This window comes from Bacteroides sp. L10-4, assembly GCF_013373675.1.
Lineage (GTDB): Bacteria > Bacteroidota > Bacteroidia > Bacteroidales > Bacteroidaceae > Bacteroides > Bacteroides muris.
Genome location: NZ_JABXJH010000038.1, coordinates 21,570 through 34,583, shown reverse-complemented (window position 1 = coordinate 34,583; position 13,014 = coordinate 21,570). Strand labels below are relative to the sequence as shown.

The following is a 13,014-nucleotide window of genomic DNA, read 5'->3' as shown; positions in this document are numbered from 1 at the left end:
ACTTAAAAAAATCATGATTAAGCTTCAACGCATTACTACAGCTGACACAGACCTATACAGCTACATGGAGGAATTAATGATTCAATCGTTCCCCTCGAAAGAATATCGGGAACTGGAAGAACTGCGCAAGTATACGGATACCAAAACGCACTTCTATAACAATATTATCTTTCATAACAACATGCCGGTAGGTCTCATTACTTATTGGGATTTCGGACATTTCCATTATATAGAGCATTTTGCTATTGCTCCTACACTACGTAACGGTGGGCACGGAAAAAGCGTACTAAACTATTTGTGTCAACTTTTAAAACACCCCATTATCCTAGAAGTGGAAATACCTGAGGAAGAGATGGCACAACGCCGCATCAACTTCTATCAACGGCAAGGATTCTCTTTATGGGAAAAGCCCTACCAACAGCCACCATATAAAGCAGGAGACAACTATCTTCCCATGCTCCTCATGGCTTATGGAAACCTGGAATGCGAAAAGGATTTTGATTCTGTGAAAGAATGTATTTATCGAGAAGTATATAATGTGAAATAACAATTCAACTACTGTCCAAAACGCTGCTTGCAGATTTGTAATCTTATATGCAGGCTTATTCAATTTTTGCTATCATACCCTGCAACAACAATCAGAAAAGCTTTCGTATAAAGTTTCACTCTTAAACTTCAAGTTTCTCTAAACTGTTATAATTTTAAAGACTTATATACTGAAAACAATAAAGGTCGTTTCATTCATCGAAACGACCTTTATCATATTCATTTAATCAACTTCTTACTGACGCGGTTGCGCAGAGTAGTTAATTTTCAACGCATAAGCTTGACGAAGTGCCTCTTTGATATCTGTCACGATACCCATTTTTGTATCTTGGTCAACCTTCAACGACACAGTCATCTGCGGTTGATCTTCTTCCTTCATACTAGCACGTTCACCAATAACGTAATCCTGAATATCAGCCACTTCAGCATAGCTGTCGTTCAACTGAATACGGCTTTCGTTACCTAATTTCTTACGAAACTCAGCAGTAGGTTTTCCTACATAGATAAACGTAACCAAAGACTTCTTTTCAAGTTTTTCCAATTCAGTGGCTTGCGGAACCTTAAACTCAACCTTCAATGTTACCTCACGCATCGTTGTTACAATCATAAAGAAGAACAACAAGGTGAAGATAAGGTCAGGCAGAGAAGAAGTGTTCAACGCAGGCATGCCACGTTTACCAGTCTTATTAAATTTTCCCATTACTTCTTTTCTCCGTACTTTTTAGGTTCAGCCTCAGAAATTCTCTGAGGATAAATTTCACGAATTGCATCCTGCTGTTCTACATCCAAGTCTGCATAATTCTTCTGCCACTTTTCCTGGGCCAACTCATCACGCAACTCATTATATGCTGCCACTAACTCATTCTGAACGGCCATATATGCCTTGTATGAAGAGGTGCGGTCACAACGCAAAGAAACCACATGATTTTCCGTTACCTGAACCGTACCAAAGAACTGTACATTCTTAGCCATCTTCTCGGGTTTGGCTTCATCGTTATACGGATTGGCAATGAATTCTTTTGCTTTTGCACGCAATTGCTCTACATTAATATAATCGTTACCACACATCAACTGGTCGTTCATATTCAAGAAGACCTGCAATACATTGCGTTCTTTTTTCTTCTGATCATCTACCTGTTGGTCTTTTTCCGGCGGAGGCGGCAAACGTCTTGCCAAACCACGGTCTGTGTCCATAGAAGTTGTAATCAAGAAGAAGATGAGCAGCAAGAATGCAATGTCCGCCGTAGAACTGGAGTTGACTTCGGGAACTTCTCTTTTCTTTTTTGCCATTATTCTTTTCTTTTATCAAAGATTCCCAAAAGAATCCTCTTATGTTAACTATTATGACAATTTCTTTTTAATACCACCCAATAGCATGCAAATGATAGCCAATACAAAGAGTGTATAAAGAGAATACAAGAACATATCAGTAGCCTGGGCCCAAAAACCTACGTTATCTGTACCACCATAGCTAATGATTTCCAACTTTTCGGGGCTACCCATACACCATGTAATGCCGAGAACAATGAGTGAACCAGCCAACACATAGAGAGAACCCATAGAAGCTTTCGGGTTACTAACCAAGAAATGGAAGAAGCTAACAACAGCTGCTACTGAAACAATAGCAAAGAGCGCATAAGTCAAGTACAACAATGCGTCCGTATAAGCCGGTTGCCACATTTCCGGGTCTACCCCCATTACTACTGCATCGCCTTGAGCGTCTCCACCGAAGAAGAACAAGCCAATTACCACCAAAATGACAGCAAACATGGCATACAGTATGTAGTATGAAATTTTATATGATAACTTAGCCATCTTAATTATTTTTTGTATTTCAAATCATATTTGATAACCATATCCAACAGGGTGATAGAAGAATCTTCCATTTCGCTTGTCAAAGCTTCAATCTTAGAAAGGATATAGTTGTAGAATACCTGCAGAACCAAAGCAGCAATCAAACCGAAGATAGTAGTAATCAAGGCAACCTTCATACCACCAGCAACAACCGTCGGAGAGATATCACCTACTTGTTGAATCTTATCAAATGCCTGCACCATACCGATTACAGTACCCATAAATCCCAAAGACGGAGACATAGCGATAAACAATGTAATCCAAGAGCAACCTTTTTCCAAGTACCCAGCTTGTACGCCACCATAAGATACTACAGACTTTTCTACCACATCGATGCCTTGATCAATTCTCATCAAGCCTTGATAGTAGATAGAAGCGATAGGACCCCTTGTGTTACGTGCGATGTCTTTAGCAGCTTCAACGTCACCTTTTTCCAAAGCAGCTTCGATAGCAGCCATAAATTTCTTTGTATTAATTTCAGCTAAACTCAAATAGATGATACGTTCAATACAGAAAGCAAGACCGATAACCAAAGCGATAGCTACCAAACTCATGAAAGATGCGGTACCTTCAATAAACTTTGTTTTCAATTCCTTGTGAATACCACCTTCAACTTCTGCTACAGCAGGAGAAGCAGCATCGGCTGCAGAAGCCACTTGTTCTGTTTGTTCAGCCGCAGGAGCATCTTGAGCCTGAGCAAGTTGAGTTGAGCCAAATGTCAAGGCTCCCATCACAGCAACAATTGCAAATAACTTTTTCATTGTGTGTCTAATTTTTAAGATTAATTAATTAATTTATTTATTATAATTTATTGTTTTATCTTCATTTTATTCCACTGCGGAGAGACGGGGATTCGAACCCCGGATACCCTTTAGGGGTATACACGCTTTCCAGGCGTGCCTCTTCAACCACTCGAGCATCTCTCCAATAAACGCCTTTTCCGAAATCGGGTGCAAATTACAAAAAAAATGCGAACCACAAGCGTTTTCAGCTACAAATGTATTCTTTTTTTTGTTGTTCTGCTTCATTCGACCCATTTTATATTAAATAAAATCTCAAAATTAATAAACTTTAAAATCTCAAAGAGCTTATTTGAGCATTCCGAACACTTTTAAAGCGTTATCAGAAGTTATCTGAGCCACCTTTTCAGGAGACTTCCCATAAATTCCGGCTACTTTTATCAAAGTATCCTTAACATATGCACTCTCATTCCTTTTACCCCGATTAGGAACCGGAGTCAGATAAGGAGAATCGGTTTCCAGCACGATACGTTCCAAAGGAATATTCTTTAAGACTTCGGGTAAAGTTGATTTCTTGAAAGTGACCACACCGTTTATTCCTATCATAAAATCTGCAAATTCCATTATCCTGAGAGCCTCCTCTGACGTCCCCGTAAAACTATGTAAGATACCTTTCAAAGGAGTCTGCCGATAGGGACTCAACACATTATATATATGGTCGAACGCTTCCCGGCAATGGAGCACTACCGGTAAATCGTATTCCAAAGCCCACTCAATCTGCCTGTCCAACGCCCTTTGCTGCTCTTTCAGGAAAGTCTTATCCCAATACAAGTCCATTCCAATCTCGCCAACCGCAACAAATTCGTTTGGCGAGGCCAGTTCCCGGGCTACTGTTTCCAACTCCTTTTCATAACTTGCATCCACAGATGTAGGATGTAGTCCAATCATTGGATAACAATATCCTTTATATTCACGACACACCCGAAGCATAGGCTCGATGGTGGTACTGTCGATATTGGGCATGAAGACATGTGTGACTCCTGCTTCACGGGCACGGTTCATTACTTGTGGCAAATCCTCTGCAAACTCTTCTAAAAAAAGGTGGGAATGTGAATCAATCAATCTCATTCTTCAACTGAATCTTTACGTTTTTCACCGGTACGGTAATAATAGATTATTCCATAATCACGGCATAAATCCAAACGCTTCTCATTGGGAGTGACTTCCTCGAATCTCTTTTCAATTTGGTTCCATATATCAAGAATCAATCCATCGGCCTCTGCACGCATTGAAGCCAAGGCCTCCAAACTACGGGCTGTTAAAGATTGAAGATTCTTCTGCTTCTCATAACTATCCATAAAAATATCATAATGCACCCTCACTTTCGCAATCGTAGGGTTATAAATGGGAATACCCCCCTGGGATATACGCTTGTTCTCCCCATCCACGACTTTACGCCCCCACTCTGCCAAAGCAGACTCTGTCGCTAAATCGGGCACATTATTGTTGCCTACATCCAAACCGTAATATTCCTTATGGGCAATGCGCACTTCAGAACGGATGACAGCTAAATTCAACACCTGGATAAAATGAGAGATATACAGACGGGCAGTCTTCACATTAGCTTGATGCTTACGTCCCGCTCGCGCCTGCCGTTCAAAGCATTCGGTATAATAAGCTTGCGCAGCTTCAAACTTTGGAAGAAAATTCCGTGCATCAGTCAACGCCTTCAAAGATACGGCCAAATCATACACATTACATATATCGCCCTTGACAACCACTGCTTTCAGTGCCCGTATTCTTGCTTGATCCGTATTAGGCAATCTTCTATAAGGCATTTTCTCCCGAATTAAAAGTTATACTTCCCGATGCATCAGGTTAGCCATCAGGTTCTTCAATTCTTCCTTCTTTTCATCCGCCACCTTCACAGCCAACAGACTTTCCATTGCGCGTTCACTGTACTCTTCCATTTTCTTTTCACATAGTTCCTTGACACCAATCCGGTCATACAGTTCCGTTACCGCAGCAATCTTCTCCTCCGGATTGAATGAAACAGCACCCACCCAAGCATTCAAGCAATCCAACTGCCCCGCATCTGCATGTTCAAAAGCCTTTATCAGCATATAGGTCTTTTTATCGCACAAAATATCACCTCCTATATTCTTTCCAAAGACGGCAGCATCGCCATAAACATCCAAGAAATCATCTTTCAACTGAAAAGCGACACCCAAATTCATACCGAAATCATACAACCGCTCCGCATCTTCAGAAGAAGCCCCTCCCAAAAGAGCTCCAATCTTCAGACTTGCAGCCAACAATACCGAAGTTTTCAGACGAATCATTTCCAAATATTCCTCTGTCTTCACATCATTCCGATGTTCAAACTCCATATCCAGCTGCTGTCCTTCACAGATTTCCAGTGCAGTCAGGCTAAAGATATCCATCACCTCTTTCAAGTGTTCAACCGGACATTGAGCCATAAACTGATAAGCCAATACAAGCATTGCATCCCCCGAAAGGATGGCAGCATTGTCATTCCAAACCTTATGCACTGTCTCCTTACCACGGCGACGGTCTGCACGATCCATCAAGTCGTCATGCAAAAGAGTATAATTATGATACACTTCAATCCCCGTTGCAGGATTTAAAACACGAGTAATATCCTCCCGATACAAATTGTAGGCCATCAACATCAAAACCGGACGGATTCTTTTGCCACCCATGGACAACACATAGGTCACGGGAGCATATAAACCTTGAGGAGTACGGACAAACTGCAATTCTGCAATATGAGAATTTATTCTTTCTAAAAGCTCGGAGGCTGTAAACATGGCATTTTCAGAATTTAAGAAATAGCGGATAATGAAAAGAGGCTGCATTCCGGCAGCCTCTCTCCACTTATAGATATTTTATTACTGCAATCTAAACATTACAGGCACGGTATACTTAACGCGAACGGGTTTACCACGCTGCATACCGGGTTTCCACTTCGGCATACCCATAATCACGCGGACAGCTTCTTTGTCCAAATACGGGTCAACACCTCTCAGAACTTTAGCATCTACGATACTACCGTCCTTATTAACCACGAACTGTACAGTTACACGGCCTTGAGTTCCGTTTTCCTGTGCAATAGTAGGATATTTAATATTCTTGCTCAGATACTGCATCAAACCAGCCAGACCACCATTCGGGAATTCAGGCATCTGTTCTACCACCTCGAAAATAGTCTGTTCTTCCGGCTCTTCTTCTTCCACTGCTACGGGAACATATTTGATTTCCACAGCCTGATTCAATTCTTCAGAAGATACGATGGCGGTTTCTTCCACGTCGGCATCGTCCTCAACGATAGTCAACGTTTCTGCAATTGCAGGAGCTTCGGGAGGCGGAGGAGTGACCTGCTCCGGCTGTTCGGTAATAGGAATGATTTCCTCTTCAAATACTAAGTCGGCAATAGCCTGACTCGTGTCAATCTTGATGTCACGCTTTGTCCACTCGAACGCAACAAACATGAAAGCGAGCACGATTACATAACCGACAAGCAGCCAAGTCGACTTCTTACTCTCCAAGTCTGCCTTAGGTGATTTCTTAATTTCCATAATTTATAATATAATTTTAGTGTTTCTCATTTGGGTTTGGGGCAAATATAGTACTTTTCCCAATAATGTACATGCTCTGCGGCTTTTTTTTACACAACAGACGCTTCATTTTCATTTTTTTTAATCCTTCAAAAGCCTTCATGCGCTTTTGTGCCACAAATGTAACGAGATATTTTAAAAATACCGTATCTTTGGCAAGAATTTTAGATGAAATATTGAAATTTTCTGTTTTTCAAGTGTCATACCTATATAAAACTATAGTATAAAAGTCATGAAAAAGATAACAATAGCAATCGACGGCTTTTCCTCTTGCGGAAAAAGCACTATGGCCAAAGACCTCGCCCGCGAAATCGGCTACATATACATAGACAGCGGTGCCATGTATCGGGCAGTAACATTATATAGTATAGAGAATGGCATTTTCCAGAATGACCGCATAGATACCGAAAAACTGAAAAATCTAATAAAGGATATACATATTTCTTTCCGCCTGAATCCCGAAACCGGACGCCCGGACACCTACCTGAACGGCGTAAATGTAGAAAACAAAATCCGTACCATGGAAGTGTCTTCATGTGTCAGTCCCATCGCGACATTGGATTTCGTACGCGAAGCCATGGTGACACAGCAACAAGAGATGGGCAAGGCCAAGGGTATCGTTATGGACGGGCGAGACATCGGCACTACCGTTTTCCCGGATGCCGAGCTGAAAATTTTTGTAACCGCCACCCCCGAGATACGGGCACAACGCCGCTATGACGAACTGAAGGCCAAAGGAGAAGAAGCCAGCTTTGACGAAATTCTGGAAAATGTGAAACAACGGGACTATATTGACCAAAACCGGGAAGTAAGTCCGCTACGTAAGGCTTCTGACGCTTTATTGCTGGACAACAGCGACCTAACCATTTCCCAACAAAAAGAATGGCTGGCCGAACAATTCGAACGGGTTATAAAGGAAAAGAACTGAACCGGACATGGCAAAAGTAGAAATAGACGAAGAATCCGGCTTTTGTTTCGGAGTTGTCACCGCAATAAACAAGGCAGAAGAGGAACTGGCGAAAGGAGGAACCCTCTATTGTCTGGGAGACATCGTGCACAACAGCCGTGAAGTGGAACGCCTGAAGGCAATGGGGCTGATTACCATCAACCATGAGGAATTCAACCAACTCCATAACGCCAAGGTATTGCTACGTGCCCATGGAGAGCCCCCGGAAACCTACGACATTGCCCGTCGTAACAATATAGAAATCATTGACGCAACCTGTCCGGTCGTACTCCGCTTGCAAAAGAAGATAAAGCAAGAGTATGTTCGAGAAGACAGCCGAGACAAACAAATTGTCATCTATGGCAAAAACGGACACGCCGAAGTACTGGGACTGGTAGGGCAAACTACGGGAAAAGCCATCGTCGTCGAAAAGCAGGAAGAGGCAAGGAAACTGGATTTCAGCAAAGACATTCGTCTTTATTCCCAGACCACAAAGTCTCTGGACGGGTTTCAAAACATTGTGAAATACATAGAAAGGCATATCTCTCCGGAAGTTACTTTTGAATCATACGACACTATCTGCCGACAAGTAGCAAACCGGATTCCCAATATCCGAAAATTTGCCGCTTCCCATGATTTAATATTCTTTGTCAGCGGTAAAAAAAGTTCCAACGGCAAGATGTTGTTCAGCGAGTGCAAAAAAGTCAACGCCAACTCACACTTGATAGACAGCGCCGAAGAGATAGACAGCTCTTTGCTGGCAAATGCAAGCTCTATAGGTGTCTGCGGAGCCACTTCCACCCCCAAATGGCTGATGGAAGAAATTTCAAAAGCCATAAAGTCAAAACTTAAATAACAGTTTATCATCCTTTTGGAACAGCAAATTAACGTAATTTATTAGTCACAGCCTCAGCTTTTTCGTATCTTTGCAAAAAGAAAAATAGTTCAAATCTATTTTTCATCATGATTATTAATACTAAACAAAAAGATTGTTATGGGAACAGTTAAGTGCATTGGTATCTTGACATCAGGAGGTGATGCTCCGGGAATGAACGCAGCCATACGTGCCGTGACGCGTTCGGCTATTTACAACGGACTTTCAGTTAAAGGTATATATAGAGGTTACAAAGGTCTGGTAACCGGTGAAATCAAAGAATTCAAAAGCCAAAATGTCAGTAACATCATCCAATTGGGCGGTACTATCCTGAAGACAGCTCGCTGCAAAGAGTTCACGACTCCTGAAGGTCGTCAGATTGCCTACGACAATATGAAGAAAGAAGGCATTGACGCATTGGTAGTCATCGGAGGAGACGGTTCGTTGACAGGTGCACGTGTTTTTGCACAAGAGTTTGACGTGCCTTGTATCGGGTTGCCGGGCACCATTGACAACGACCTTTATGGAACAGATACCACTATCGGCTACGACACCGCGCTGAACACTATACTGGATGCCGTGGACAAAATCCGTGATACAGCCACTTCCCATGAGCGCTTGTTTTTCGTAGAAGTCATGGGACGCGATGCCGGCTTCCTTGCTCTGAACGGCGCCATCGCCTCCGGAGCGGAAGCAGCCATCATCCCGGAATTCAGCACGGAAGTAGACCAACTGGAAGAATTCATCAAGAACGGTTTCCGGAAATCCAAGAACAGCAGTATCGTACTGGTAGCCGAGAGTGAACTGACCGGCGGTGCAATGCACTATGCAGAGCGCGTAAAGAACGAATACCCCCAATATGACGTACGCGTAACCATCCTCGGTCACCTGCAACGCGGTGGTAGCCCTACGGCACACGACCGTATCCTTGCCAGCCGTCTGGGTGCTGCTGCCATCGACGCCATCATGGAAGGTCAGCGTAATGTCATGATAGGCATTGATCACGATGAAGTGGTATACGTTCCTTTCACGAAAGCCATCAAAAACGACAAACCCATAAAAAAAGACCTTGTAAACGTATTGAGAGAACTGTCTATCTGATGACAGCCAGTTCGGCTACTCCATAAATAGAGAAGGCGCCATATTCCGACATATGCGCCTTCTCTGTTTTTTACAACCATTTCTTCACTATATTTTCCGTTCTCTTCCACAGTTCTTCCATCTGCACATGCCGGGTGTACTTCTCCGAAAGAGACTTGGGACGGCAACTGGCATTCAATGTACCCGTACGCCTACCGGCATCCTCGTCCAGCAATAAGCCGACAGCCGTTGCAGCTCCCTTGCGGGGAGTACGGATAAAAGGTCTGAAAAGTATATCCGTCAGCGAATCAAACCACATATGCATGGTGATGATATTGGTAGACACAATCCCCGGGTCAGCCGCATTCACAACAATACCTTTGTGCTTGACGCGACTGGCCAAGTCGATGGTGAACAAAGTCAATGCCAGCTTCGTGTTGCTATATATAGGAATGCGCCAAAAGTCACCCTTTCTCCCCCGGAGGAAAAAATCCGGAAAGTCAAGACGACCGATGGCATACGTACAAGATACCATATTAACAATACGGCTCCCCTCGCCCATCAATGGCAGCAGCTTGCGGGTAAGCAGATAAGGCCCTACATAATTGACACTCACCGTCCGTTCCAGTCCATCTTCGGTAATGCGGCGTTCCGTTTCCATGGTTCCGGCATTATTCATCAGCAACGCCAACGGCTCCCCCCGCTTCAACAGATGCTCTGCAAATGCAGCCACTGAAGCCAGAGATGCCAAATCAACGGAAGCAGTCTCAATACGCGGATTACCGGTTTCACGCATCAGCAGTTGCCGCTTGGGTTCGGCAGTCTGGGGGGCACGGCATGCCATGATGACCTGATAGCCGGCAGTTGCCACTGCTCGGGTGATTTCCATGCCCATGCCACCGTCTGCTCCGGTTATAACAGCTAAATTCATTCTAATAATTAAAAATTGAAAATTAATAACTGAAAATCAGCCTTTGGCTTCGATTCTCTCTATCTCCCTTTTCAGGCAGGGCGGAAGCTCCTCCTTCAAATGCTGATGACATGCCATCTCGACGGAATACATCCGGGCAATGCAATAATTACTATGCCGGCAGTTGCAACGTGCATTCTCTTCGGCACGCATGCGGTTGACGAAGCCCGGCTCATTGAGCAGAGCACGCGCCATTTGTACAGCCTCGAAGCCATCATCCAGCACCTCATCTATCTTGCCTCTGGAAACCAGGCCGCCCACATAAACCAACGGCATCTTCAAGGCGGCACGGAATTTCAAGGCATCCTCCAGAAAATAGGCTTCCTTAAACGGTACGCTCGGTATCATCCATTTTCCTACCATGCGTACACCGTATTTCAACCACCAGCAGGTCATGTAATGCGTCATGCTGCGGATAGGCATTTCGCCCCGCATGACATACATCGGCGCCCTACTGACGAACCCACCGCTCAAGACCAGCGCATGCGCTCCCGACTGCTCCAGCCTTCGGGCCACCTGCATCGTCTCGTCCAGCTCCATCCCTCCACGGAAACCGTCGCGCATGTTCATCTTCACCAGCACAGCCATATCACTGCCGGCAGCCTTCATCACTTCTTCCATCACCATGTCCATAAACCGCATACGGTTCTGCAACGAGCCTCCGAACTCGTCTTTCCGATGGTTGGTGGACGGGGACAAGAACTGGCTGATGAGATAGCCATGCCCTGCATGAATCTCTACAGAATCAAATCCGGCCTCCCGTGCCAGATTCACCGAACGTCCATAAGCACGCGCCATCTCCGGCAGCTCATCGGCACGAAGTCCGCGCACAAAAGTAGGAGAATAAAGATTGAAACCGGAAGATGCGCCGACGGGCATACAACCGCAAATGCTTTTATGGGACATGTTGCCACAGTGTCCCAACTGGATGCCTGCCGCAGCTCCCTCCGCATGTATGGCATCAGTCAGCCTACGGAGTCCGGGGATAATCTCAGGACGCATCCACAACTGGCGGTCAAAAGACAAGCCGCTCCGGGTAACTGCCGCATAGGCCACAGTAGTCATACCTATACCTCCCGCCGCTACCGACCGATGATAGTCGAGCAACATGTCCGACGGAGCGTTTCCGGGACACATACTCTCGAAAGCAGCCGAACGGATAGTACGGTTGCGCAAGGTTAGCGGTCCGAAAGTGACGGGGGTGAATAACTTGGATTCCATCGTTATGAGTTATGAGTTATAAATTGTTCATTTAATAGAGGAAAGGGATGATGCGTTTGCGTTTTCCTACCGCCTCGTCACCAAACTCTTCCCGATAACGGCGGTGAATGGCATCGGCACGGGGAACAAGGTTGGCAAACGTCCACCAGACGAACACCCAGGCAGCGGAAGAGGCTGTGAGTATGGCAAACCCCGTCCATTCTACCAGTTCACCGAAGTAATTGGCAGAAGTGACATATCGGTAGAGTCCTTTTTCGGGAAGATAGTGCTTCGTATCACCCGGCTTACGCAGATGACGTATCACATAGTCAGAATGCAAATTAATAACCATACCTGCAAAAAACAGAACGATTCCCAACAAGGCATGAGGTTTCAGCAAATAGGCCCAGCCGTCGGCATACAAGCCTTCGGGAGCGAAATAGAACAAACCGCCCGCCTGCATCATCCCGTTCAAAAGGTTGAAGATGATTCCCATCGCCATAATCGCTACCGGCATCCGGCTTTTACCTTTCATCAAGAACGGGAAAATAAAGGCCCGCTGAAGATAGTGCAACTGAAACAGCAGGAAGAAGAAATATGCCGGCATGGCAAATCCTGCTCCACTCTTTCCCCACAGTCCAAACATGACGACGAATACCGGCGCTTCCATAAGCGCCCACGCCAGTTTATTATTGATGGAGATTCCCCACGAAGCGGTACGAAACATGCCATAGCCCGCTTCGACAAAATAGAGTGCAATAAAAACAACCGATGCCACAGCACTCATTACCCACAGAAATATCTGAAAAGTTTCCTGATTCATAGTTCTTTATTTATATGAAGCAAAGATAAAGAAAACTCATAACAAACAAATCGTTTTCTCCGGATAAAATTGTTTTTTCATGCAAAAACCGACGTTTTTTCCTTCCAAGGCAACAAAGTGAAATTGCAGTTAGCTGATTATCAGTTAGCTGCAATTTTATTTTGCTTAATTTGCACAACATTTGCACAACAGAATCTGAAAATTCCCCTCAAAATTCCTCGTCGTTCACCCCTATTCAACGACAAAAATTGATTTCACAATTTTTAACGCCATATCATTTACGGAACAGTGAACAAAGAGAGGCGGAAGTCAGTTGTAGATGTTGTGGTGACATTTCTCACGA

15 protein-coding genes and 1 tRNA gene are annotated in these 13,014 nt (G+C 44.4%); 4 read left to right on the top strand and 12 right to left on the bottom strand.

The window, feature by feature from the left end:
- The first annotated feature begins 13 nt into the window (after nt 1-13).
- Nucleotides 14-547 (top strand): GNAT family N-acetyltransferase, encoded by a 534-nt coding sequence (locus HU824_RS12740; RefSeq protein ID WP_176469034.1) that lies wholly within the window; start codon nt 14-16, stop codon nt 545-547.
- A gap of 234 nt (nt 548-781) precedes the next feature.
- Here the strand turns inward: HU824_RS12740 and HU824_RS12735 are convergent, their stop codons facing one another.
- From HU824_RS12735 to HU824_RS12695, 9 genes are all read right to left on the bottom strand, one after another.
- On the bottom strand, nt 782-1,246 hold the full coding sequence (locus HU824_RS12735) for a biopolymer transporter ExbD (RefSeq protein WP_136009805.1): 465 nt from the start codon (nt 1,244-1,246) through the stop codon (nt 782-784).
- Nucleotides 1,246-1,836, bottom strand: coding sequence for a biopolymer transporter ExbD (locus HU824_RS12730; RefSeq protein ID WP_136009806.1), 591 nt, complete (start codon nt 1,834-1,836; stop codon nt 1,246-1,248). The genes HU824_RS12735 and HU824_RS12730 overlap by 1 nt, the downstream gene beginning before the upstream one ends.
- Nucleotides 1,837-1,887: 51 nt before the next feature.
- A complete protein-coding gene (locus HU824_RS12725; protein ID WP_136009807.1) occupies nt 1,888-2,361 on the bottom strand; it encodes a hypothetical protein in 474 nt (157 codons plus the stop codon).
- A gap of 5 nt (nt 2,362-2,366) precedes the next feature.
- Nucleotides 2,367-3,161 carry a MotA/TolQ/ExbB proton channel family protein gene (locus HU824_RS12720; RefSeq protein WP_176469033.1) on the bottom strand — a complete coding sequence of 265 codons (795 nt, stop codon included), beginning with the start codon at nt 3,159-3,161 and terminating at the stop codon, nt 2,367-2,369.
- A 77-nt stretch (nt 3,162-3,238) separates the two neighbouring features.
- Nucleotides 3,239-3,326: transfer RNA gene (locus tag HU824_RS12715), tRNA-Ser, on the bottom strand.
- A 162-nt stretch (nt 3,327-3,488) separates the two neighbouring features.
- Complete coding sequence (locus HU824_RS12710; RefSeq protein WP_176469032.1) at nt 3,489-4,268, bottom strand: TatD family hydrolase; 780 nt, start codon at nt 4,266-4,268, stop codon at nt 3,489-3,491.
- The gene (locus tag HU824_RS12705; protein WP_176469031.1) at nt 4,265-4,978 is read right to left on the bottom strand and encodes a hypothetical protein; all 714 of its coding nucleotides are present in this window, start codon (nt 4,976-4,978) and stop codon (nt 4,265-4,267) included. Before HU824_RS12705 ends, HU824_RS12710 begins: the two co-directional genes overlap by 4 nt.
- Before the next feature lie 18 nt (nt 4,979-4,996).
- Complete coding sequence (locus HU824_RS12700) at nt 4,997-5,971, bottom strand: polyprenyl synthetase family protein (protein ID WP_176469030.1); 975 nt, start codon at nt 5,969-5,971, stop codon at nt 4,997-4,999.
- An 81-nt stretch (nt 5,972-6,052) separates the two neighbouring features.
- Nucleotides 6,053-6,739 (bottom strand): energy transducer TonB, encoded by a 687-nt coding sequence (locus tag HU824_RS12695; protein ID WP_136009812.1) that lies wholly within the window; start codon nt 6,737-6,739, stop codon nt 6,053-6,055.
- A gap of 271 nt (nt 6,740-7,010) precedes the next feature.
- Here HU824_RS12695 and cmk point away from each other — a divergent pair, with 271 nt between their 5' ends.
- The 3 genes from cmk to pfkA all read left to right on the top strand — a co-directional run bounded on the left by cmk (nt 7,011) and on the right by pfkA (nt 9,699).
- Nucleotides 7,011-7,706: a (d)CMP kinase gene (cmk, locus tag HU824_RS12690; protein WP_136009813.1), complete on the top strand. Its 696-nt coding sequence runs from the start codon at nt 7,011-7,013 to the stop codon at nt 7,704-7,706.
- A gap of 7 nt (nt 7,707-7,713) precedes the next feature.
- Nucleotides 7,714-8,580: a 4-hydroxy-3-methylbut-2-enyl diphosphate reductase gene (locus HU824_RS12685; RefSeq protein ID WP_176469029.1), complete on the top strand. Its 867-nt coding sequence runs from the start codon at nt 7,714-7,716 to the stop codon at nt 8,578-8,580.
- Between the two features lie 138 nt (nt 8,581-8,718).
- Complete coding sequence (pfkA, locus tag HU824_RS12680; RefSeq protein ID WP_136009815.1) at nt 8,719-9,699, top strand: 6-phosphofructokinase; 981 nt, start codon at nt 8,719-8,721, stop codon at nt 9,697-9,699.
- A 70-nt stretch (nt 9,700-9,769) separates the two neighbouring features.
- On the opposite strand, the gene HU824_RS12675 is transcribed toward pfkA, so the two are convergent.
- The 3 genes from HU824_RS12675 to HU824_RS12665 are packed head-to-tail and all read right to left on the bottom strand — an operon-like array spanning nt 9,770 to nt 12,671.
- On the bottom strand, nt 9,770-10,609 hold the full coding sequence (locus HU824_RS12675; protein WP_176469028.1) for an SDR family oxidoreductase: 840 nt from the start codon (nt 10,607-10,609) through the stop codon (nt 9,770-9,772).
- Between the two features lie 36 nt (nt 10,610-10,645).
- Complete coding sequence (locus HU824_RS12670) at nt 10,646-11,869, bottom strand: NADH:flavin oxidoreductase (RefSeq protein ID WP_176469027.1); 1,224 nt, start codon at nt 11,867-11,869, stop codon at nt 10,646-10,648.
- 31 nt (nt 11,870-11,900) lie between these two features.
- Nucleotides 11,901-12,671 (bottom strand): DUF1295 domain-containing protein, encoded by a 771-nt coding sequence (locus HU824_RS12665; RefSeq protein ID WP_176469026.1) that lies wholly within the window; start codon nt 12,669-12,671, stop codon nt 11,901-11,903.
- Nucleotides 12,672-13,014 lie beyond the last annotated feature (343 nt).

Coding starts and splice junctions, on each gene's coding strand:
- HU824_RS12675 (WP_176469028.1), bottom strand. CDS start 10,609: ATGAATTTAGCTGTTATAACCGGAGCAGACGGTGGCATGGGCATGGAA.
- HU824_RS12665 (WP_176469026.1), bottom strand. CDS start 12,671: ATGAATCAGGAAACTTTTCAGATATTTCTGTGGGTAATGAGTGCTGTG.
- HU824_RS12740 (WP_176469034.1), top strand. CDS start 14: ATGATTAAGCTTCAACGCATTACTACAGCTGACACAGACCTATACAGC.
- HU824_RS12695 (WP_136009812.1), bottom strand. CDS start 6,739: ATGGAAATTAAGAAATCACCTAAGGCAGACTTGGAGAGTAAGAAGTCG.
- HU824_RS12685 (WP_176469029.1), top strand. CDS start 7,714: ATGGCAAAAGTAGAAATAGACGAAGAATCCGGCTTTTGTTTCGGAGTT.
- HU824_RS12720 (WP_176469033.1), bottom strand. CDS start 3,161: ATGAAAAAGTTATTTGCAATTGTTGCTGTGATGGGAGCCTTGACATTT.
- HU824_RS12735 (WP_136009805.1), bottom strand. CDS start 1,246: ATGGGAAAATTTAATAAGACTGGTAAACGTGGCATGCCTGCGTTGAAC.
- HU824_RS12710 (WP_176469032.1), bottom strand. CDS start 4,268: ATGAGATTGATTGATTCACATTCCCACCTTTTTTTAGAAGAGTTTGCA.
- HU824_RS12705 (WP_176469031.1), bottom strand. CDS start 4,978: ATGCCTTATAGAAGATTGCCTAATACGGATCAAGCAAGAATACGGGCA.
- HU824_RS12725 (WP_136009807.1), bottom strand. CDS start 2,361: ATGGCTAAGTTATCATATAAAATTTCATACTACATACTGTATGCCATG.
- HU824_RS12670 (WP_176469027.1), bottom strand. CDS start 11,869: ATGGAATCCAAGTTATTCACCCCCGTCACTTTCGGACCGCTAACCTTG.
- pfkA (WP_136009815.1), top strand. CDS start 8,719: ATGGGAACAGTTAAGTGCATTGGTATCTTGACATCAGGAGGTGATGCT.
- cmk (WP_136009813.1), top strand. CDS start 7,011: ATGAAAAAGATAACAATAGCAATCGACGGCTTTTCCTCTTGCGGAAAA.
- HU824_RS12700 (WP_176469030.1), bottom strand. CDS start 5,971: ATGTTTACAGCCTCCGAGCTTTTAGAAAGAATAAATTCTCATATTGCA.
- HU824_RS12730 (WP_136009806.1), bottom strand. CDS start 1,836: ATGGCAAAAAAGAAAAGAGAAGTTCCCGAAGTCAACTCCAGTTCTACG.